The 22,189-nt window shown below is 73.4% G+C and carries 1 protein-coding gene; it reads right to left on the bottom strand.

From position 1 onward, the window contains the following. Positions 1-34: 34 nt before the first annotated feature. Complete coding sequence (locus G3I78_RS02675) at positions 35-21,916, bottom strand: non-ribosomal peptide synthase/polyketide synthase (RefSeq protein WP_343243644.1); 21,882 nt, start codon at positions 21,914-21,916, stop codon at positions 35-37. Between the last annotated feature and the right edge of the window lie 273 nt (positions 21,917-22,189).

Genomic DNA, 22,189 nt, shown 5'->3' with positions numbered 1-22,189 from the left:
GAAGCCTTGCCTTTCCGTTGATCTCTGTTGATCTCTACTCGTGGGATCTGTTCCCGATGGCGCCCGCCCGCCGCACCACCGCCTCCAGCGCCCGGAACCAGGTCTCCGCCAGGTCCCGTACCGCGTCCTCGGTGAGGAGTTCGGCGGCATAGGCCCAATGGGCGCTGAGTTCGGGGCCCTCGGGGCGGTCCTCGGTGAGGGCGTTGAGGGTCAGGGCGTGCGACATCGGCATGTCGGGGTCTGCGTCGAGGTCGGCGGCGTCGTCCTCGGGGGCGTAGGACCAGTCGGCGGCCTCGGGGCGGTCGAAGCGGCCCATGTAGTTGAACTCGATGTGCGGCTCGCCGAGTTCGGCGAGGTGGGGCGCGGTGGCCGGGTTGAGGTGGCGCAGCAGACCGTGGCCGATCCCGGCCGTGGGCAGTGCGGTGAGGTGGTCCCGGACCCGGGCCAGGACGGTGTCCAGCGCGGGGCCGCCCGCCAGGGCGTCCGCCGGGACGGCGGCGCCGGGGTCGAGCCGTACCGGTACGACGCTGGTGAACCAGCCGACCGTCCTGGACAGGTCGGCGTCGCCCGCGAGTTGCTCCTCACGGCCGTGGCCCTCCAGGTCGACCAGGACCGGCCCGCCGCCCTCCGTGGCGTCCGCCCACCGGGTCCGCCAATCGCCGACCGCGAGCGCGAAGGCGGTCAGCAGGACGTCGTTGACGCTCGCGCCGAGCGCGGCCGGGGCACGGCTCAGCAGCGGGCCGGTGACAGTGGCGGGCAGGTTCAGGGAGAGGTAGCGGGTGGTGGCCACGGTGTCCCTGGCCGGGTCGAGGGTCCGGGCCAGCGGCAGCCCGGCGCCCTCGGCGAGCGCGGAGGTCCACCACGACAGCTCGTCCTCGGCCGCCGGGTCTCCGGCACGGGCGCCGAGCAGTCGCGACCAGCGGCCGAACGACATCTCCACCGGGGCGAGTTCGGGCGTACGACCGTCCCGTACGGCGGCCCACGCGGTCGCCAGATCGGGCAGCAGGACGCGCCAGGAGACACCGTCGATCACCAGGTGATGGACGAGGATCAGCAGCCGTCCGGGCCGGTCGGGACCCGCGTCGAACCACACCGCCCTCACCATGGCGCCGGTGTCCGGGTCGAGTCCCGAGCGGGCCGTCTCCGCGTGACGGGAGATGGCCGCGCGCAGGGCGACCTCGTCGGCGCCTCGCACATCGGCCCGGGTGAGCCACGAGCTGACGTCCGTGTCCTTGGCGGGCGGTACCCGCAGGAATGCTTCGGGCTCGCGGACGAGTCGGGCGCGGAGCATGTCGTGCCGGTCGGCCACGGCGCTTAGTACGGCGAGCAGTTGGGGCTCGGTGAGGCCGGCCGGGGTCTGGACGAGGGCGGCCTGGTGATAGGCGGCGATGGGGCCGCCCCGGTCCAGCAGACCGCGCATGATCGGGGTGAGCGGGACGGTGCCGGTGCCGTCGTCGTGGACGGCGTGCCGTTCGTCGGCGGCCAGCGTTACGGCGACGGCCGCGAGCGCGGCGACCGTGCGGTGCTGGAAGAGCTGGCGGGGCGTGATCCGCAGGCCACCGGCCCTGGCCCGCGCGACGAGTTGCATGGCGATGATGCTGTCCCCGCCGAAGGAGAAGAAGTCGTCGTCGGTGCCCACGGCTTCGGCGGGCAGGCCGAGGGCGTCGGCGAACAGGTCGCGCAGGGTGCGTTCGGTGTCGTTCTCCGGGGCCCGGCCACCGCCCGCCGCGGTGAAGTCGGGTGCGGGCAGGGCGGATCGGTCGAGCTTGCCGTTGGACAGCAGCGGCAGCCGGTCCAGGACGACCACGGCGGCGGGGACCATGTAGTCGGGCAGTACGGCGGCGGCGTGGGAGCGCAGTTCCGTGCCGTCGGTGCCGTCGGCGACGGTGTAGGCGACGAGCTGCCGTACGCCGGGCCGGTGCTCGCGGGCCACGACGACGGTCTGCGCGACCGCCGGGTGGGTGTCCAACGCGGCCTCGATCTCGGCGAGTTCGACGCGGTAGCCGCGGATCTTGACCTGGTCGTCGGTGCGTCCGGCGAACTCCAGGAGCCCGTCCTCGGTCCAGCGGGCCAGGTCTCCGGTGCGGTACATACGGGCGCCGGGCTCGGGAGCGTACGGGTCGGCGACGAAGCGTTCGGCGGTCAGCTCCGGGCGGTCGAGGTAGCCGCGCGCGAGGCCGGGTCCTGACAGGTACAGCTCGCCGGTGACACCCGGCGGGACCGGGCGCAGGGCGGTGTCGAGGACGTAGGCGCGGGACTCGTGCACCGGGCGTCCGACGACCGGGCGGGTGCTGTCGCGGACCCGGCCGACGAGCGCGTCGACGGTGGCCTCGGTGGGCCCGTACAGGTTGAACGCCTCGGTGTCCGGGAGCGCGGCCAGCCGGGTCCAGAGCGACTCGGGTACGGCCTCGCCGCCGAAGCCGACCACCGCGAGCGGGCAGTCCCCGTCGGGGCCGATCAGCCCGCTGTCCGCCATCTGGGCGAGCAGGGACGGGGTGACCTCGATGAAGTCGATGCCGTGGTCCCGGATGAACTGGGCGAGGAGTTCGGGGTCCCGGCGGGTCTCGTCGTCGGCGATGTGCAGCGCGTGTCCGTCGAGGAGCCACAACTGGGGCTGCCAGGAGGCGTCGAAGGAGAACGACCAGGCGTGTCCGATCCGCAGATGGCGACGCCCGGTGCGGTCCTTCGCGAGGTCGTGCAGGTCGTGGCGGTGGCTGTGGAAGAGGTTGGTGATGCCGCGCTGGGTGACGACGACGCCCTTGGGGCGGCCGGTGGAGCCGGAGGTGTAGATGACGTAGGCGGGGTGGTCGGGGCCGGGGGCCGTGGGTTCGGCCTCCGGGAGTCCGTCCTGCGGGGCGTCGAGGCGCAGTACGGGGACGTCCGTGGCGGGCAGTGCGTCGGCGGTGTCGGCCGTGGCCAGGATCAGGACCGGGCGGGCGTCGTCGAGCATGCCGGTGAGGCGGGAGGCGGGCAGGTCGGGGTCGAGGGGCAGATAGGCGGCGCCCGCCTTCATCACGGCGAGGATCGCGGCGATGTGGTCGGCGGTGCGGGGCAGAGCGAGGGCCACGAGGCGCTCGGGCCCGGCACCGTGTCCGGCGAGGACACGAGCCAACCGGTCTGTGTGTGCGTCGAGTTCGGCGAACGTCCAGGTGGTGCGGCCGTCGGTAACGGCGACCGCGTCGGGGTTGGCTGCGGCCTGGGCGGTGAACAACGCCGGTACGGTGCCGAGGCGTTCGGCCTCCTTTGCCGGGAGCGCGGTGTCGTTCCAGGTCTCCAGCACCTGGTGCAGGTCGGCGGGCCCGAGCAGGTCGAGGCGGCCCACCGGGCGGGACGGGTCGGCCGCCATGCCGGTCAGGAGGTGGACCAGGGCGTCCGTGATCCGCCGTACGGTGGCGGGCTCGAAGAGGTCCGGGCGGAACTCCGCGGTCAGGCGCAGCCGTTCGGCGGGCTCGACGGCCCAGGCGAACGGGTAGTGGGTGGAGTCCTCGTGGTCGAGGACGGTGACACGCGGCCCGTCGCCCTCCTCGTCCGCGTCGGCCACGGGGTACGACTCGAACACCACGAGCGTGTCGAAGAGTTCGCCGAGTCCGGCGGCGCGCTGGATGTCGGCGAGGCCCAGGTGCTGGTGGGCGATGAGACCGGACTGCTTGTCCTGGAGCCGGTCCAGGAGGGTTGCCGCGCTCTCGTCGGGGCGAATGTGCACCCGTACCGGGACGGTGTTGATGAACAGGCCGATCATCGACTCGGATCCGGCGAGTTCGGGCGAACGTCCGGCGACGGTGGCGCCGAACACCACGTCGTCGCGGCCGGTGAGACGGCCGAGCAGCACGCCCCAGGCGGCCTGGACGAGGGTGTTGAGGGTGACGCCCCGGCTCCGGGCGAACGCCTCCAGCTCCGCCGTGCGGGCGGGGTCCAGCTCCACGGTGTGGGTGTGCGGGACGGCGGCGGCGCGGTCGGGGTCGGCGGGTACGAGCCGGGTGGGCTCGGGGAGGCCGGAGAGGGCCTCGGCCCAGGCGGCCGTCGAGACGGCGGGGTCCTGGCCGGCCAGCAGCCGCAGGTGGTCCCGGTACGGGGCGGGCGCGGCCGGGGTACGGCCCTCGTAGCGCGCCCAGATCTCGGCGGTGAGCAGGGGCAGCGACCAGCCGTCGAGCAGGAGGTGCTGGTGGGAGAGGACCAGCCGGTGCCGGTCGGGTTCGGTGCGGGCCAGCAACAGCCGGAGCAGCGGCGGGCGTTCGGGGTCGAAGCGGCGGCGTTCCTGTTCCAGGAGCCGAGTCCAGTCCTGGGGTTCGGCTGTGAGGTCGAGCTGACGCCAGGGCAGTACGGCCGTACGCGGTACGACGGCGACGGGCCGCCCTGAGGACAGGTGCCGGAAGCCGCTGCGCAGGTTCTCGTGCGCGTCGAGCACGGCTTGGGCGGCCTCTCGCAGCCGCTCGGGGTCGAGGGGGCCTTCGAGGTCGTAGGAGACCTGGACGGTGTACACGTCCGGGCCTTCGTCCCCGGAGTCCAGGGCCGCGTGGAAGAGGAGTCCTGCCTGGAGCGGGGAGACGGGCAGGACGTCGGTGCCCGTGGGCAGGGCGGCGAGTTCGGCGCGCTCGGCGTCGGTGAGGTCGAGCAGGACGGTGTCCTGGGCGGGCCCGCCGACGAGCGCTGCCGTCACGGTGGCGAGACCGGCGGCCGACTTGTGCCGGAAGACGTCACGCGGACTGAACGCGAGTCCCGCGGCACGGGCACGGGCGACCAGCTGCATGGCGACGATGCTGTCCCCGCCGAGGGAGAAGAAGTCGTCCTCCACACCGACGCGTTCGAGGCCGAGGACGTCCGCGACGAGCCCGCACAGGGTCTCCTCCAGCGGGGTGCGCGGCCGGGTGTCGGTCACCTCGGCGGCGAAGTCGGGCGCGGGCAGAGCACGCCGGTCGAGCTTGCCGTTGGGGGTGAGCGGGAGGACGTCGAGGGCGACGACGGCGGCCGGGACCATGTGCTCCGGCAGCGAACGGGCGACGTGGGCCCGCAGCGACGCGGAGTCCGGGGTCGCGTCCGGGACCGGGACGACGTAGGCGACGAGCCGTTCGTCGCGCAGCAGGACGGTGGCGTGCGCGACCGTCGGGTGGGCGGCGAGGGCGCTCTCGATCTCGCCGAGTTCGATGCGGAAGCCGCGCAGCTTGACCTGGTCGTCGGTGCGGCCGAGGTACTCCAGCTCACCGTCGCGGGTCCAGCGGGCGAGGTCGCCGGTGCGGTACATGCGGGCGCCGGGCGTCATGGCGAACGGGTCCGCCACGAACCGTTCGGCGGTCAGCGCGGGACGGCCCAGGTAACCGCGGGCCAACTGGTCGCCCGCCAGGTACAGTTCGCCGGCCACGCCGGGCGGGACCGGGTTCAGGGCCGCGTCGAGGACGTAGGTGCGGGTGTTCCACACCGGGCGGCCGATCGGCACCGTGGCCGGGTCGGCGGGCACCTCGTGGGCGGTGACGTCGACGGACGCCTCGGTGGGGCCGTACAGGTTGTGCAGACGGCTGCCCGGCAGGACCTGGTGGAAGCGCGCGGCCAGCGGGGCGGGCAACGCCTCGCCGGAGCACATGACTTGGCGCAGTCCGGTGCAGCGGGCGGAGGCGGGCTCGTCGAGGAAGGCGCGCAGCATCGACGGCACGAAGTGAGCGGTGGTGATGTGCTGACGCTCGATCAGTTCGGCAAGGTAGGCGGGGTCCTGGTGTCCCTCCGGGCGGGCCACGACGAGGGTCGCCCCGGTGATGAGCGGCCAGAAGAACTCCCACACCGACACGTCGAACCCGGCCGGGGTCTTCTGCAACACCCGGTCTTCCGCGCCGAGTCGGTAGGTGTCCTGCATCCACTGGAGGCGGTTGGCGATGCCCTTGTGGGGGACGGTGACTCCCTTGGGGCGGCCGGTGGAGCCGGAGGTGTAGATGACGTAGGCCGGGTGGCGGGGGTCGTAGAAGTGCGGCAGGGGTGCGTGGGCCGGGTGCTCCGGGGTGCCGTCGGCGGCCACCGTGAGGCGGGGCGTGTTGGTGTCCGGGAGGGCGATGTCCTCGGCGGTGACCAGGCAGGCCGGGCGGGCGTCGGCGAGGGTGTACGCGAGTCGCTCGGCCGGGTAGCCGGTGTCGAGGGGCAGATAGGCGGCGCCCGCTCGGTGGACGGCGAGCAGGGTCACCACGAGGGCGAGGGAGCGCGGGAGGGCGACGGCCACAGTGGCTTCGGCGCGGACACCGTGCGCGGCGAGGGTGTGGGCGAGGCGTTCGACCCGCAGGTCGAGTTCGGCGTAGGTGAGCTCGTGGTCCTCGAAGACGAGTGCCGTGGCGTCGGGTGTGCGGGCGGCCTGGGCGCGGAACAGTTCGGGCAGCGTGAGGGCCGGGACGGTGCGGGCGGTGTCGTTGAACTCGGTGAGGACGAGGGCGCGTTCGTCGTCGCGCAGGACGTCGAGGGTGCCGATGCGCCGGGCGGGGTCTTCGGCGACCTGGTCCAGCAGTGACTCCAGCCGCCGGCCGAGGAGTTCGGCCGTGGCGGGGTCGAACAGGTCGGCGCTGTACTCGATCCAGCCCTGGATGCCGCCGCCCTCGCCCTGCTCGACGAAGTCGAAGCTCAGGTCGAACTTGGCGGTGTCCTGGCCCAGGGTCTCGCGGCGCGCGGTGATCCCGGGCAGGGCGGGTCCGTCGCCCTGGCTCGCGAGGTGGACCACCATCACCTGGAACAACGGGTGCCGGGCGAGGGAGCGTTCGGGGTTCAGGGCCTCCACGAGCCGTTCGAAGGGCAGGTCCTGGTGCTCGTAGGCGGCCAGGTCGGTGTCCCGGACGCGGGCGAGCAGGTCGGCGAAGGTGGGGTCGCCTGACAGGTCGGTGCGCAGGACGAGGGAGTTGACGAAGAAGCCGACGAGGTCTTCGAGGGCCTCGTCGCCGCGCCCCGACACCGGGGCGCCGAGCGGGATGTCGTCACCGGCGCCGAGGCGGTGCAGCAGGGCGGCCACGGACGCCTGGGCGACCATGAACATGCTGACGCCGTGCTCCCGGGCGAGGGCACGCAGGGCGCCCTCGAGACGGGGCGGCACGGTGAAGCCGACGGTGCCGCCGCGACCGCTGGACTCGGCGGGGCGGGGACGGTCGACGGGGAGGTTCAGCTCCGCCGGGAGTCCGGCGAGGGCCCTGCTCCAGTGGTCCAGCAGGTCGTCGCCGTTGGCCTCCAGTACGTCCTTCTGCCAGAGGGTGTAGTCGGCGTAACTCGCGGGCAGCGGGGCCCAGTCGGGGGCCCGGCCCTCCGTGCGGGCCGTGTACGCGGTGGAGAGGTCGGCGAGCAGCGGGCGGTCCGACCACTCGTCGGTGGCGATGTGGTGGAGCAGGAGCAGGAGGACGTGCTCGTCGGGGGCGGTCTCGGACAGGGCGGCGCGGAAGGGGAGTTCGCGTTCCAGGTCGAAGACGTGTCCTGCCTGTGCCGCGAGGTCCGCGAACGGGACGTCGGACAGCGGGACTTGGACACCGGCCGGGTCCAGGATCCGCTGGTGCGGGACTCCGTCCACAGCCGGGAACACGGTCCGCAACGGTGCGTGCCGGGCGGCCACGTCGTTCAGGGCGGCTTGGAGGGCGTCCCGGTCGAGGGTGCCGGTCAGCCGCGAGGCGGTGGGCAGGTTGTACGCAGTGCTCGCGCCGTCGACCTGGGCGAGCAGCCACATCCGGCGCTGTGCGGAGGACAGCGGGAGGAGCAGCGGGCGGGGGCGCGGGTCGGTGAGCGCGGGCCGGGCCCGGTGCGAGGTGGCAGTGGTGCGGGCGGCGAGGCGGGCCACGGTGGGCGCTTCGAAGACGGTCCGGACGGTGAGGTCGGCGCCGAGGGCGGTGCGGGCCCGGCCGACCAGGCGCATCGCGAGCAGCGAGTGACCGCCCAGGGCGAAGAAGTCGTCGTCCACGCCGACCCGTTCGAGGCCCAGGACGTCGGCGAAGAGACCGGCCAGGATCTCCTCGCGGGGGGTGCGGGGTGCGGTGCCGTCGCCGAGGGCTGCGGACAAGGCCGGGTCGGGCAGGGCCTTGCGGTCGAGTTTGCCGTTCGTGGTGAGCGGCAGGGCGGCCAGGGACACGAGGGCGCCGGGGACCATGTGGGCGGGGAGGACGGCGGCGGCGTGGGCGCGGAGGGCGGCCAAGTCCAGGTCGGCGGCCGGGACGACGTAACCGACCAGTGCCTGTCCGCGAGCCACGACCACCGCGTGGGCGACCGCCGGGTGGGCGGAGAGCACGGCCTCGATCTCGCCGGGCTCGACGCGCAGACCGCGCACCTTCACCTGGTCGTCGGTGCGGCCCAGGTACTCGACCGTGCCGTCGGCCGTCCAGCGGGCCAAGTCTCCGGTGCGGTACATGCGTTCACCGGGGGCGCCGAAGGGGTTGGCGACGAACCGTTCGGCGGTCAGGCCCGGCCGGTCGAGGTATCCGCGGGCCAGCTGGGTGCCGGCCAGATACAGCTCGCCGGGAACGCCCGGCGGCACCGGTCGCAGGGCCGCGTCGAGGACGTACAGGCGGGTGTTCCAGACCGGCCGGCCGATGGGCACGCTCGTCGCGTCGTCGGTGATCGGGAGCGCGGTGACGTCCACGGAGGCCTCGGTCGGCCCGTACAGGTTGTGCAGTTCGGCGTCGAGGACCTGGTGGAAGCGGCGGGTGAGCGGGAGGGGCAGCGCCTCGCCGGAGCACATCACCCGTACAAGTTCTGTGCAGTCGGCGGCGGTCGGCTCCTCCAGGAAGAGCTGGAGCATCGACGGCACGAAGTGGACGGTGGTGACGGCCTGTTGGCGAATGACCCGGGCCAGGTAGGCGGGGTCGCGGTGCCCGTCAGGGCGTGCGACGACCAGCGCGGCGCCGGTGATGAGCGGCCAGAAGAACTCCCAGACCGACACGTCGAATCCAGCGGGGGTCTTCTGCAACACCCGGTCATCAGCGGTGAGTCGGTAGGTGTCCTGCATCCACAGCAGCCGGTTGACGATGCCCTGGTGCGGGACGACCACGCCCTTGGGGCGGCCGGTGGAGCCGGAGGTGTAGATGACGTACGCCGGGTGGCGGGGGTCGTAGGACGACGGCAGGTCGCCCTCAGGGCCGGTGGGCAGCGCGTCGCGGATCACGTGGACCGGGCGGGTGTCCTCGATCATGAGGGCGAGGCGGTCCGCCGGGTGGTCCGGGTCGAGCGGCAGATAGGCGGCACCCGCACGGTGCGTGGCGAGCAGCGCGACGACCAGGTCGAGCGAGCGCGGCAGGGCGACGGCGACGGTCCGCTCGGGCCCGGCGCCGAGGCCCGCGAGGACGCGCGCGGTGCGCTCCACCTTCGCGTCCAGCTCGGCGTACGTCAGCCGCTCCCCCTCGAAGACGAGGGCGGTGGCGTCGGGGGTGCGGGCGGCCTGGGCGCGGAACAGCTCCGGCAGGGTGGTGGCCGGGACCGGACGCCCGGTGGTGTTCCAGTCGGTGAGGACGAGGGCGCGTTCGCCGTCGGTCAGGACGTCGAGGTCCCGCACGGCCATGTCGGGTGCGGCGGCGACCTGTTCCAGGAGCCGGACGGCACGGTCCGCCAACTGCTCGGCGGTGGCGTGGTCGAAGAGGTCGGCGGCGTACTCCAGCAGGAGGACCATCCGGTCGGTCTCGTCGACGTAGGTGAAGTGCAGGTCGAACTTGGCCATGCCGGTGTCCATGTCGGACCACTCGGTGGGCAGTCCGAGCACGTCGGGGTCGCCGTCGGGGCGGTGGTGGTAGCCGAGCATGACCTGGAAGAGCGGGTTGCGGCCGGCCTCCCGGGGCGGGTTCAGCGCCTCCACCAGCCGGTCGAAGGGCAGGTCCTGGTGCTCGAAGGCGGACAGGGAGGATTCCCGTACGCGGCCCAGGAGTTCGCGGAAGGTCAGGTCGTCGCCGGAGAGGTCGGCTCGCAGCACCAGGGTGTTGACGAAGAAGCCGACCAGGTCGCCCAGGGCCTCGTCGGTGCGGCCCGCGATCGGGGCGCCGAGGGGGATGTCGTCACCGGCACCGAGGCGGTGCAGCAGCGCGGCGGTGGCGGCCTGGAACAGCATGAACACACTGGTGCCGGTGGCGTTGGTGAGGTCGCGCAGGGCCTGCCCCGTGGCGGTGGGCAGCTCCAGGCGCACCTTGCCGCCACGGCCGGTCGGCACGGTGGGCCGGGGCCGGTCGGCGGGCAGCGCCAGCTCGTCCGGCATTCCGCGCAGCGCCTCGGTCCAGTAGGCGAGTTGGGCGTCCCCGTCGGCGTCGAGGAGGGCGCACTGCCAGAGGGTGTAGTCCGCGTACTGGACGGGCAGCGGCGCCAACTCCGGGGCGTGTCCGGCCCGGCGGGCCGTGTAGGCGGTGCTCAGGTCGGCGAGGAACGGCCGGTCGGACCACTCGTCGGTGGTGATGTGGTGCAGCACCACGGCCACCACGTGGTCGTCGGCGCTGACCCTGAACACCTCGCAGCGCAGCGGGAGTTCGGTGCCGAGGTCGAAGGGACGACGCTGGGCCGCCTCGATCAGCGCGGGCAGCGACTCCTCGGTGGCGTCGGTGATGTCCAGCGGCGGGTGCGCCTCCGCCGGGGTGAGAATGCGCTGGTACGGCTGTCCGTCATCGCTCGGGAAGACGGTCCGGAGGGACTCGTGGCGCCCGGCCACGTCCCCCAGGGCCGCGCGCAGGGCGGGGATGTCGAGGTCACCGCGGAGCCGGAAGACGAGCGGGAAGTTGTAGGCGACACCGCTGCCGGTGATCTGCTCGACCAGCAGCAGTCGGCTCTGGGCGGCCGACAGCGGGATGCGCTGCGGTCGTTCGACAGAAGCGGTCAGTGACGGACGAGCAGTCCTGCCGTTGTCGGAGCGGCCCGCGAGCAGCGCCGGGGTGGGCGCCTCGAAGAGGTCGCGGATGGCGAGTTCGGCGCCGAGCTCGGTGCGGGCGCGGCTGACAAGGCGGGTGGCGAGCAGGGAATGCCCGCCCAGGTCGAAGAAGTTGTCCTCGGCGCCGACCTCGGGCAGTCCCAGCACCTCCGCGAACAGGCGGCACAGCACCTCTTCCTGCGGGGTGCGCGGGCCGCGTCCGCCGCCCAGGGCGACGGCGGGTTCGGCGTCGGGCAGGGCGCGGACGTCGAGCTTGCCGTTGGCGTTCATGGGCAGGCCGTCGACGGTGACGAAGGCGGCGGGGACCATGTAGTCGGGCAGTTCGCGGCCCAGGTCCTCGCGCAGCCGCCGTACGAGTGCGCTCGCCTCGCGGGCGGCGGTGGGGTCGTTGGCGTAGGGGTGGGTGCCGCCGCCGGGGCGGAACAGGCCGCCGGTGAGGCGGGGTTCGGGGGCGTCGGACGGCAGGAACACCGCGTCGTACGTCCCGGGCTGCGCGCACCAGGTGGTCAGCACCCGGTACCCGGCCGTGGCGCCGAGTCCGTGCAGGTCCTCGGGGTCGATGCCGTCGTCGGTGATACGGCCGTCGGGGATGCCGGTCACGCGCAGGGCCGCGGGGCGTTCGCCACGCCCGGGCGTCTGCCGTTCGCCGGCCAGGAACTCGCCGAGGGCCGCCGCCGCTGACCAGTCGCCCCGCATCAGCCTGCCGATGCCGTGGGCGGTGGACCAGTCGACGACCGGCGCGTCCGCCAGCCGCACGTCCGCGTCGTCGGCGTACAGGACGACGTCGTAGCGGTGACGGCTGAGCTCGTTGTGGTGGCGGGCCCGCTTGGTGCGCAGGTCGACCCGGTGGCCGAGGGTGGTGAAGTAGTCGGGGTCGACGAGGAGTTCCTTCTCCAGCCTGAGGCCGCGCTCCACCGTCGCCTCCAGGTCGGCCTCGGCGGTGCCCCGGGCGCGCTGGATCTCGGTGTGAAAGGTGCGGGCCAGACGCAGGTTGCGTACGTCGCCCACGAACAGGGCGCCGCCCGGCGCGAGCAGCTTCATGGCGCCGTCGATGACGGCCGTCAGGTACTCGATGCTGGGGAAGTACTGGATGACGGAGTTGATGACGATCGTGTCGAAGTAGCCGACGGGCAGCCCGGAGAGGTCGTCGGCGGGGCGGCAGCGCAGCTCGACCCTGGACGCCAACTCCGGGTCTCTTGAGAGGAGTTCGACACCGATCTTGCGGATGACGGGGGCCGCGAAGTCGGTGCCCCAGTACGCCTCGGCGGCCGGGGCGAGCCGGGAGAGCAGCAGGCCCGAGCCGATGCCGATCTCCAGGACCCGGCGCGGGTGCAGCGACTCGATGCGGGCGAGGGTGGCCTCGCGCCACTCGTGCATCTCCTCGAAGGGGATGGGCGTGCCGTCGTAGGAGCTGTCCCAGCCGTCGTAGCGCTCGGTGAAGACGGCGGTGTCGATCTCCTCGTACTCGTCGGAGTAGATCTCCTGCCACTCGCCGACCTGGGCGGCCTCGGCGGCCCTGCGCTCGGCGGAGTCGGCCCCGGCCGGTACGACATAGCCGACGAGGCGTTCGTCGCGGACCACCACGGCGGCCTGGGCGACGAGGGGGTGGCGGCTGAGGGCGGTCTCGATCTCGCCGGGTTCGATGCGGTAGCCGCGGATCTTGACCTGGTCGTCGGTGCGGCCGAGGAAGTCGAGGTTGCCGTCGGGGTTGCGGCGGACCAAGTCGCCGGTGCGGTACATGCGTTCACCGGACGTGGTGGCGAACGGGTCGGCGACGAAGCGCTCGGCGGTGAGGCCGGGCCGGTCGAGGTAGCCGCGGGCCAGGCCGATGCCGGCGATGTACAGCTCGCCGGGGACGCCGTCGGGGACGGGGCGCAGCCAGGCGTCGAGGATGTGGGCGCGGGTGCCGCGGATGGGCTTGCCGACGGTGGGGGTGGCGCTGTCGAGGGTGCCGCCGCCGAGGGTGTTGATGGTGTACTCGGTCGGCCCGTACAGGTTGTAGCCGTAGGTGCCCTCGGTGTCGCGCAGCGCGGCCCACACCGTCTCGGGGACGGCCTCGCCGCCGAGCAGCACGAGCGGCGGGACGTGGCCCTCCAACAGGCCCTGCTCGATGAGGAGTCGGGCGTAGGTGGGGGTGACGTTGACGACGTCCACGCGGTGCTGCTCGCAGTAGGCGACCAGCGCTTCGGCGTCGCGCCGCAACTCCTCGTCGCAGACGTGCACTTCGTGGCCCTCGACGAGCCAGAGCAGTTCCTCCCACGACATGTCGAAGGCGAAGGAGACGGTGTGCGCGATGCGCAGCCGTCGCCCGCCGGCCGCGGCGATGGCCGGTTCGAAGATCTCCTTCTGGTGGTTCAACTGCATGTTCGTCAGGCCCCGGTAGGGGGTGACGACGCCCTTGGGGCGGCCGGTGGAGCCGGAGGTGTAGATGACGTAGGCGGGGTGTTCCAGGCTGAAGCGGCGGTCGACGGGGGCGTCGGAAAGGGCCGCCAACTCACTCCTGACCTCGGGGTCGTCGAGGAGGACCCGGGTCATGTCGCCGTCCAGGGTGGCCGACACGGCGGTGGTGGTGAGCAGCAGGAGCGGGCGGGCGTCGGCCAGCATCAGGGAGAGCCGGTCGGCCGGGTGGTCCAGCTCCAGTGGCAGGTAGGCGGCTCCGGTGCGCAGGACCGCGAACAGGGCCACGACCATGTCCAGCGAGCGCGGCAGCCCGAGGGCGACGACCCGCTCGGGGCCTGCTCCTCGTTCGATCAGCAGCCGGGCCATCCGGCTTACGGCGGCGTCGAGTTCGGCGTACGTCAGGGTGCGTTCGCCGAAGACGAGGGCGCGGGCGTCCGGGGTGCGGGCGGCCTGCTTGGCGAGCAGGTCGGCGATGGTCTCCTCGATGTGGGGGACCTGGCTGGCGGCCCACTCCTGCCGTAGTGCCGTGTGTTCGGCGGGCAGCAGCGGGTCGAGGGAGCCGACGGGCGCGGTGAGGTCGCGGGTGAGCCGGTCGACGAGCACGGTGAACCGGTCGATCAGGGCGTGGGCACGGTCCGTCGGGACGAGGTCGGGGCGGTGGGTGAGGGTGACCGCGATCCGGTGGCCGGGGGTGATGACGAGGTTGGCCGGGTAGTGGGTGGCGTCGACGTTGGCGACGGCGGTCGCGCCGTGCCTGGTGCGCAGCTGCTCCAGCCGTTCCTCGGTGTCGTTGTTGCGCAGCACGAACAGGGTGTCGAAGAGCTTGCGGTGCCCGGTCTCGGCCTGGAGCACACCGAGGCTGAGGTGCTCGTACGGCATGAGGTCGAGGCGCTCGCCCTGGATCCGCCGGAGCAGGTCGAGGACGGGCTCGGCGGGGTCGAGGCGGAGCCGGGTGGGGACCGTGTTGAGGAACAGGCCGATGATCTCGCCGACGTCCGGGACCTCGCTGGGCCGTCCGGCGACGGTGGTGCCGAAGACGACGTCACCGCGGCCGGTCGCGGAGGCGAGGGTGAGTCCCCAGGCCGCGTTGAGAAGGGTGTTGAGGGTCAGACCGTGCTCGCGGCCCAACTCCCGCAGGCGGTCGCCGAGTTCGGCGGACAGGAGTGCGTCGAGCTGGTCGGGGATGACGGGTTCGAGGCCGTCGGGGGCGGTCGGGGCGAGGAGGGTGGGCTCGTCCAGGCCGGCCAGCGCGGTGCGCCAGGCGGCGGTGGCGACCGTGTCGTCCTGGCGTTCCAGCCAGGTCAGGTAGTCGCGGTAACTGCCGGGCGCGGACAGGGCGGTGGCGTCGCCGGAGGTCTCGTAGAGCGCGAACAGCTCGTCGAGGAAGAGCCAGGCCGACCAGCCGTCCCAGAGGATGAGGTGGCGGCCGATGACGAGCCGGTCACCGCGCTCCGCGCCGAGGCGCACCAGGAGCAGCCGGAACAGCGGGGGCGCCGAGAGGTCGAAGCGGCGGTCGCGTTCGGCGTCGGTCAACTCCCGCAGTCGGATGTCCTGTTCGGCGTCGGGGAGGCCGGAGAGGTCGACCTCTTCGAGTGGTACTTCCGGGTTCTCGACGATGAACTGGACCGGCTGGTCGAGGCCCTCGCTGGTGAAGCCCGCGCGCAGGCCCGGGTTGCGGACCAGCAGGGTGCGGACGGCGGCGCGCAGCCGGTCGGTGTCGAGCCGGTCGGCGAAGTCGAAGGTCTCGTGGACGGTGTAGACGTCCAGAGCGCCCTCGTAGAACGCCGAGTGGAAGAACAGACCCTCCTGGAGCGGGGCGAGCGGCCACACGTCGGCGACGGTCGCCGGGGCGGCCAGGGCGCGGACGTGGGCGTGCTGGGCCTCGGTGAGCGCGAAGACGGCGGCCGGATGCGGGGCGGAGGAGGCGGTAACCGCCGGGGCGGCGGCCGCGAGGGCGGCGGGGGTGCGGTGGGTGAACACGTCCCGCGGGCTCAGCTCCAGGCCCGCCGCGCGAGCCCGGGCGGCCACGCCGATGGAGCTGATGCTGTCGCCGCCGAGCCGGAAGAAGTCGTCGTCTGGGCCGAGGTCCTCGATGCCGAGCACGGCCGCGAAGATCTCGGTGAGCCGTGTCTCCACGGGTCCTTCGGGCTCCCGGCGGGCGGCGCGCTCGGTCTCGGGTGCGGGCAGCGCGGCCTGGTCGAGCTTGCCGCTGGGAGTGAGCGGGAGGTCGTCGAGGACGACGTACGCCTCCGGGACCAGGGGCGCGGGCAGCGCCTCGGCGAGGGCGGCGCGCAGCTCGGCGGGGTCGGGGACTGCTCCGGTCACGGGGACGGCGTAGGCGACGAGGCGCTGTTCGCGCACCACGACCGCGCCGCGCGCGATCTGCGGGTGCCGGGTCAACGCGGCCTCGATCTCGCCGAGTTCGACCCGGTTGCCGCGCAGCTTGACCTGCCGGTCGGTGCGGCCGAGGTAGTCGATCGTGCCGTCGGGGCGGCGGCGCACCAGGTCGCCGGTGCGGTACATGCGGGCGCCGGGCGTCGTGGCGTAGGGGTCGGCCACGAAGCGGTCGGCGGTGAGCGCGGGGCGCCGGTGGTAGCCGCGGGCCAGCTGGACGCCGGTCAGGTACAGCTCGCCGGGCACGCCGTCGGGGACCGGGCGCAGGCAGGAGTCCAGGACACGCAGTCCGGTGTTCCAGACCGGCCGGCCGATCGGCACGGTGGTGTCGGGCGCGCCGTCGTAGGCGTGGTACGTCACGTCGACGGCGGCCTCGGTGGGGCCGTACAGGTTGTGCAGCGGTACGCCGGTCAGCTCGCTCCAGCGCCGGGCCGCCGCGCCGGACAGGGCCTCGCCGCTGCTGAACACGCGGCGCAGGCTGCCCGCCCAGGCCGGGTCGGCGGTGACCTCGTCGGTCACCAGGAACGCCTCCAGCATCGACGGCACGAAGTGCATCGTCGTCACCCGCTCGGCACTGATCAGCCGGGCCAGGTAGGCGGGGTCGCGGTGGCCGTCCGGTGCGGCGAGGACCACGGCGGCGCCCTCGCACAGCGCCCAGAAGAACTCCCAGACGCTGACGTCGAAGCTGGACGGGGTCTTCTGGAGCACCCGGTCGTCGGGGGTGAGGCCGTAGGCGCCCTGCATCCAGGCGAGCCGGTTGACAATGGCGCGGTGGGTGACGACCACGCCCTTGGGGCGGCCGGTGGAGCCGGAGGTGTAGATGAGGTAGGCGGGGTCGTCGGGGCGGGCCTGGGGCGCCTCGTCCGAGACCGTCGCCCCTGAAGGCAGTCCATCCGTCGTCAGGATGTCGAGCCCGTCGACCGCCGGCAGCCTCGCCGCGTCCCGCTCCGTCGTGACGACCGTGGTCGCCCCCGAGTCGGCCAGCATGTACGCCAGCCGGTCGGCGGGATAGTCGAGGTCCAGGGGCAGATACGCGGCCCCCGACTTCAGGACGCCCAGCAGGGCCACCATCAGCTCCGCAGACCGCGGTACGGCGACGGCGACGAACCCCTCCCGGCCGGCACCGCGCGCCCGCAGCCGCGCCGCCAACTCACTGGCCCGCGCGTTGAGTTCGGCGTAGGTGAGGGCGGCGCCCTCGAAGACGACCGCCGTCGCCCCCGGCGTACGCGCGACCTGCGCGGCGAACGCGGCGGCGAGCGTGGTGGCCGGGACCGGCCGGGTCTCCCCCGCCGGGTGCGCCCCGGCCAGCTCGCGCGGGGTGAGCAGGCCGAGGTCGGCGACCCGGGCGGCGGGGTCGTCGGCGAGGGCCTCCAGGACGAGGGTCAGCCGGTCGGCGAGCGCCTGTACGGCTTCGGCGTCGAGACGCCGTACGTGGTGCTTGAGCCGCAGGTCGAGACGGCGGCCGGGCTTGACGATCAGGGCGAGCGGATAGTGGACGGCGTCGTGGAAGGCGTGCCCGGCGAGGGCGACGGTGCCGGTGGGGTCGGTGACCCCGGGTGTCCCGTCGGCGCCCTCGGGGTTGGCGGGGTAGTTCTCGAACACCACGAGGGTGTCGAAGAGTTCACCGGTGCCGGCGTGCCCGGCGGCCCGCTGGATGTCGACGAGTCCGAGGTGCTGGTGGTCCAGGAGCGCGCTCTGCTCTTCCTGGAGCCGGTCCAGCAGCTCGCCGAGGGTGTCGGCGGGCGCCCAACGCAGGCGGGTGGGCAGGGTGTTGATGAAGAGGCCGATCATCGACTCGATGCCGTCGACGGCGGCGTCGCGTCCGGCGACGGTGGTGCCGAACAGCACGTCCTGGCGTCCGGTCATCCGGCCGAGCAGCAGGCCCCAGGCGCCCTGCACGACCGTGCCGAGGGTGACTCCGCGCTCCCTCGCGCGGGCGGCGAGCCGGGCGGTGACCCGCTCGGACAACTCCACCCGGATCTGGGCGGGTTCGATCGGCCCGGCGGTCGCGGGGGCTTCCACCAGCCGGGTGGGCTCCTCCACCCCGGCCAGCGCGGTGCGCCAGGCGGTGCGGGCGGCCTCGCGGTCGGCGCCGGCGATCCGGCCCAGGTAGGCGCGGTAGGGGGCGACCTCGGGCAGCGGGGCCGGGTTCTCGCCGTACAGGGCGAGGAGTTCGCGGTGCAGGACGGGCAACGACCAGCCGTCCGCGATGATGTGATGGAACGTCAGAACCAGGCGGCTGCGGTCCTCGCCGAGCCGGATCAGCGCGCAGCGCATCAACGGCGGGCGGGCCAGGTCGAACCGGTGGGCCCGCTCGTCGGCGGCGATGGCCTCGGCGAGCGCTCTGCGGACCGTGGAGTCGTCCTGGGCGGTCAGGTCGACCTCGCGCCAGGGCAGTTCCACGCCGGAGGCGATGAGCTGGACGGGGCGGCCGTCGGGCGTCTGGCGGAAGCAGGCGCGCAGCGGGGCGTGCCGGTCGAGGAGGCGCAGCGCGGCGGTGTGCAGGAGGGTGCCGTCGACCGGTCCGGTCAGTTCGACGACCTGCTGGACGACGTACGCGTCGTGTTCGGAGCCGTCGACCAGGGCGTGGAAGAAGAAGCCCTCCTGGAGCGGGCCGAGCGGCAGCGCCTCCTCGACCGTGACGGGGTGTTCGCCCTGGGCCTGGAGCGCGTCGAGTTCGTCCGGCGTCGGCTGCGGCCAGGCGAGGAGGGCGGGCGAGTCGTCCGTCGCTGCGGTACGGGCGACCGTGGCCAGTTCGGCGACCGTGCGGTGCCGGAAGACGTCGCGCGGGGTCAGTTCCAGTCCGGCGCGGCGGGCCAGGATGAGGAGTTGGACGGCGACGATGCTGTCGCCGCCGAGCGCGAAGAAGTCGTCGTCGACGCCGACCGCGGGCAGTCCGAGGGCACGCGCGTACAGGTCGCACAGCAGCCGCTCGCGGGCCGTTTCGGGGGCGCGTCCGGCGCTGAGCCGCGTGAAGTCGGGCACGGGCAGCGCGGCGGTGTCGAGCTTGCCGCTGGGCGTGACGGGCAGCCGGTCCAGCGGGACGAAGGCCGCCGGGACCATGTAGTCGGGCAGGTACTCGCCGGCGTGCGCCCGCAGGGCGGTCATCAGGGCGCCGACGTTGCGGAAGGGCGCGGGACGGTTGGTGAGCGGGTGCCGGCCTCCGGCGCGGTACGGGGCGACGGGGAGCGTGTCGGTTTCACCAACGGACGCGAAGTCGCCGACGGACGAGAAGTCACCGCCGGACACGAAGTCGCCGACAGGCGCGAACACGGCGTCCAGGCTGCCGTCCTCGGCGTCCCCGTTCCAGGTGAGCGCTGCCGCGTAGCCATGCCTCGCGGCCGCCTCGTGCAGGGCCTCGGGGTCCACGCCGTACGGGGCGGTGGCGGGCCTGCTGCTGTCGCCGAGGGCGTCGAGCGCGGCCAGATCCTCGGCGAGACGGGAGTTGGGGATGCCGGTGACGCGCATCCGGCCCGGCCGGGCGGCGAGCAGGTCGCCCAGCTCCCGCACCGAACCGATCGCGGACCAGGGCGACTCGGCCGCGTCGGGCACGTCATGCCAAGAGGTCTGCCGCAGGACGACGTCGTACCGGTACCGGGTGAGCTCGTTGTGATGCGTACCGCGCTTGACCCGGATCTCCGCGCTGAAGCCGTCGAGCCCCGCGAAGTAGTCGGGATCGACCAGGAGTTCGCCCTCCCACGCGATGTCCCGCTCCACGGCGGCCCGCAGCGCCTCCTTGTCCCCCTCCTGCGCCCGCCCGGTCTCGATCGCAGCGCTGAGCGTCCGCAGCAGCCGCAGGTTGCGCACGTCACCGACGAACAGCGCGCCACCGGGCGCGAGCAGCGACGCGGCGGCCCGCAGAACGCCCGTGAGGTAGTCGCCGCCCGGGAAATACTGGGCGACGGAGTTGACGACGACGGTGTCGAAGTGCCCCTCCGGCAGCCCGGCCAGGTCGTGCGCGGGCCGAGCCAGCAAAGTCACCCGGCCGTCGAGCTCCGGCACCGCCGACACCTGCGCCTGAAGGGCCCGTACGGCCTCCTCGGACAGGTCGGTGCCCCAGTACTCGGCGCAGTCGGGGGCGAGCCGGGACAGCAGCAGCCCGCTGCCGACGCCGATCTCCAGGACCCGGCGGGGCCGCAGTTCCCGGATGCGGTCGACGGTGGCCTGCCGCCACTCGCGCATGTCGGCGAGCGGGATCGGCAGCCCGTCGTACATGCTGTTCCAGCCGGCGAAGTTCTCCTCGAAGCCGTCCGAACCGGCCGCCGAGTACAGCAGTTCGTGCAGGTCCTTCCAGTCCGCCACGCCCGCCTCGGGGTCGGGGACCGAGGCACCGTCGAGCGAGGGCACCACGTAGGCGGCGAGACGGCGTTCCCCGGGGCGGTCCTCGCGGACGACGACGGCGGCCTGGTCGACGGCCGGGTGGGCGCGCAGCACGGACTCGATCTCGCCGGGTTCGATGCGGAAGCCGCGGATCTTGACCTGGCTGTCGACCCGGCCGTGGAACTCAAGCCGCCCGTCGGCCTTCCAGCGCACGACGTCTCCGGTGCGGTAGAGACGCTCACCGGGCTCGCCGAAGGGGTCGGCGACGAAGCGTTCGGCGGTCAGCGCGGGTCGGCCGAGGTAGCCGCGGGCCAGCCCGGCGCCACCGAGGTACAACTCGCCCGTGACACCGGCCGGTACAGGCCGCAGCCGGTCGTCGAGGACGTAGGCGCGGGTGCCCGGGTCGGGCACGCCGATGGGCACGATGGTGCCCGCCGGGGTGTCCGGATCGCACAGGCCCAGCGTGGAGTTGGTGGTGGCCTCGGTGGGACCGTAGGCGTTGAACATCATCCGGCCGCGCGCGTACCGGCCGACGAGTTCGGGCGAGACGCGCTCGGTACCGGCCAACAGCGTGGCCTCGGGCGGCAGTTGGACATCGTCCGGCATGGCCGCGAGCAGGGCGGGCGGCAGGATCATGAAGGTGATCCCGTGCTCGTTCGCGTAGTCGGCGAGCGGTGCGCCGGGCACCCGGCGGTCGGCGGGTACGACGACCAGGCGGCCGCCGGAGAGCAGGCCGAGGCAGAGGTCCCAGAACGCCACGTCGAAGCTGGGTGAGGCGAACTGGAGGACCCGGCTGTGCGGGCCGATCCCGAACCGCTCACGCTGGGTGGCGACCAGCTTGGCGACACCGGCGTGCGAGAGCACCACGCCCTTGGGACGGCCGGTGGAACCGGAGGTGTAGATGACGTAGGCCGCGTGCGCGGTCGTCAACTCAGCAGCGGAAGAAGGACCTTGGGCGGGGTACCCGGCGAGTTCGGCGACGGTCTCCGGAGCGTCCAGGACCAGCGGGTCGGTGTCCGGCGGCAGGTCGGGGGCGATCTCGGCGGTGGTGACCAGGCAGACCGGGCGAGCGTCGTCGAGCATGTAGGCGACGCGGTCGGCCGGGTAGTCGGTGTCGACGGGCAGGTAGGCGGCGCCGGCCTTCAGGACGGCGACCTCGGCGACGATCATGTCCGCGGAGCGCGGTACGGCGAGCGCGACGACCTTCTCGGGGCCCGCGCCCCGGGCCACCAGGGCGTGCGCCAATCGGGCCGCGCGGGCGTCGAGTTCGGCGTAGGTGAGCCGGACGTCCTCGTGGATGAGGGCCACTTCGTGCGGGCGGGCGGCGACCTGGTCGGCGAACATCCGCGGCCAGGTCAGCGCGGGCACGTCGTGCCCGGTGTCGTTCCACCCGGTCAGGATGAGCCGGCGTTCGTCGTCGTCGAGGAGTTCCAGGTCGGCGACCGGGGTGTCCGGGCGGGCGAGCGCGTCGGCGAGGAGCGTGCGGTAGTGGCCGAGGATCCGGTCGACGGTGGCGGGTTCGAGGATGTCGGTGCGGTGGTCGGCGTACACCTGCCCGTCGGTGACGGACAGCGCCAGGTCCAGCGGGCCGCCCTCGTCCCAGGGCGCGTCGCCGAAGCCGGTGGCGCACAACAGGGCTCCGCCGCGGGAGGGTTCGGGCGCGAGCAGCCGTAGCAGCGCGGCGGTCGGCAGCCGGTGTGCCACCGCGTCGGCGCGCAAGTCGGCGATCCGGTCACGCAGTTCGGCGAACGGCATACGGCCGTCGACCGCGATCCGCAGCGGGAGACCGCCGTGGGCCACCGTCAGCTCGGTCGCCGGTGCGCCCGCGTAGCGGTGCAGCAGGGCCACGAAGGCGGCGAGGCAGGTACCGTCGTCCGCGCCGGTCTCCAGGGTCGCCGCGCGCCGGGCGGTCGGCGCGGGGCCGTCCGACCGGGGTGGGTGGGTGAGGTCCAGGGGCAGCGACACCTCGGGCGCCGGTGCGCCGAGGCGTCCGCGCCAGAAGTCCCCCGTCTCCGCCGGTACGGCGGAGGGGTCCGAAGAAGGTGCAGAAGAAAGCGTGTTGCCCGACACAGCTGCCCGTGCCTCCCCATCGCGGTGTGAACGGCTCGGCGGAGCCGCGACCGAATAGTAAGGTAAGCATTGCCTTACTTGATAGCCCCGATCTCGACGCTCCTGGTCAGGACCGGGCTGCACAGGCCACAGCATGTGAGGTTATGCTCACCTAACCTGCTGACATAT

Source organism: Streptomyces sp. SID13726 (assembly GCF_010548375.1).
Taxonomy (GTDB): Bacteria; Actinomycetota; Actinomycetes; order Streptomycetales; family Streptomycetaceae; genus Streptomyces.
The sequence above is the reverse complement of the archived record's forward strand: the minus strand, read 5'-3'. Positions and strand labels throughout refer to the sequence as shown.